This is a genomic window from Bradyrhizobium sp. (assembly GCF_049586575.1).
GTDB lineage: Bacteria > Pseudomonadota > Alphaproteobacteria > Rhizobiales > Xanthobacteraceae > Bradyrhizobium.
In genome coordinates this window covers 1-1,885 of record NZ_JBAVCF010000572.1, presented here as the reverse complement: position 1 = coordinate 1,885, position 1,885 = coordinate 1, and the positions used below count along the sequence as shown (strand labels likewise).

Genomic DNA, 1,885 nt, shown 5'->3' with positions numbered 1-1,885 from the left:
GCGCGGGCCGTGCGCTCCATCGGATACCGGTTTGCCGCGAGGCCCTGACATGGACCGTAGACGGACTTCTGGAATTCGTCGCGAATCTGCCGGTACGTATCGTCGGCGATCGTATTTTCGAACGCGTTAGCCGATTGCAGCAGCATGGTATTGAACGGGGAGGGCATTCGCGTCGCGTCGGTTTTGAATTGAGCGACTTGGCTACGAATGGCACTCGTGGCCTGCTGTTCCTGGGACGAATTCAGCGTGACGGTCTGAAGCGTGTTGTTGATCGCCGCCAGATCACCGGTGACGGTGTCGATCAGGCGGCGCGAGCCTTCGCCCTCGACGGCCTGATGGAACGGCTTGAACTCGGCCTCGATCTCCGCGCCGGGAACGCCGGTCTGTCCGCTGACGAGAGAGGGCGCCAATCCCTTCTTGGCGGTCTTGGTCGCACCCTGATCCTTGCGCTCCCGTGTCAGGGTGGTCTCGTCGCGTATGGATTCGATCAGCAGCCGGATCGGCGATGTGGAGGCCGCCGCGGCATTCAGCGCATCGTATTTCGGCTTGCCCACGTTGAGAGGCCGGATGCGAAGCTTCTCCAGCGCCTGTTTCCACGCATCGACGAAATCGCGGTTGTAAAGGGCGAGGAGATCGCGCGTCAGATTGTCGAATTGCGAGGTGATGGCCCCCAGCTTGCCCGCATCGCCGAGCACCCAGCTGTCGCGCTGGAGCTGATCGGCGATTGTCGGAAGCTTGTCGATGAAGGCATTCTGAAAGCCGGCGTAAGTGAAGAACCCGGGGACAACGACGCTCTCGACGCTGTTGCCGTTTGTCGTTTCGAAAACGGTTTCAAAATCAGGCCCGGCATGGCGGGCCGCAACCCAATCCGGCGCGGTGGCCTGCCGGGCCTGCGACTTGAGCAGCTGATAGGCGCGCTCGGCGACGCTGAGGCGTGCAAGAATGCGCCGGCAACTCTCGACGAGCTCCCAGTTGGGCTCCACCAGTGGCTGTTCGCCGTTTTCGAGATCGAACATGGCAAGGAGCTCAACCTCGAGTGCTTTGCGTCCTTCGGCGTTGGAGGCGCCTTCGTAAAGATTGTCCGTCCAGTCGTTTCGCATCCAGTTCAATACGAGTTCGCGATCGATCCGTTCGACGCCCGCGATCATCAAGTAGACCTTCAGCGCTTCGTAGATATAGCTGGGCTTCGTCTTGTTCGCGTCGAGAACCTCTTCCAGGCGGAACATCAATCGCGGCCGCAATAGGCGCTCCAGCCCGACATGGTAGATCTGTTCGGCTGAACTTTGCAGCCGCTCTCGTTGGCTTAAGCCAAACTCCGCGAGCACCGGCGTGGGCAGGTCACGCGTCGCATAGCCGGCAGGCAGATTGCGCAGCTTGAAGAGCAGCGGCATGATCTTGTGGAGATCGCGGTCGCCAATGATGGTTTCTTTGGCGAAGGGACCGGCCTGTTGATCGAACTGCGCAGCGGCCAGCTGGGTGTCCGTAATCAATTCCCTATTGCGACGATAGCTTTCCCACCAGCCGCCGGCCGCAGCGATCGAGGCCAGCGCCAGGATCGAATAAAGTGCGGCCTTGACGATCCGCGCGCGCCGCACCGTCCGCCAATCCGTCGACACCCACGAAGCCTCGCCGATGATCACCTTAAGGATCAAGTCCGCGATGAAGAAGCTCTTGCCGCGGCCGGAATAGGCCTGTGCGGCGAGATGTTCGGTACCAAAGCTCTTTTCCAGAGCGCCAATGAGCCGATCGATCGGCGTACCGTGCTGGGTACCAGACGTGAAGTAAAAACCACGCAGCGTGGCGTTGGCGTGATAGCGCGTTGGTTCGAAAATCTGGTTGAGGAAGTCGTAAACCTGCCGCTTCAGACCGGCGACCTGAGGCGGAA

General features: G+C 60.6%; 1 protein-coding gene. It reads right to left on the bottom strand.

Going from position 1 to position 1,885, the window contains the following annotated elements; all coding sequences use genetic code 11:
- The coding region (gene tssM / locus WB528_RS21555) for a type VI secretion system membrane subunit TssM (protein WP_423890500.1) at window positions 1–1,885 on the bottom strand (1,885 nt) is incomplete at both ends.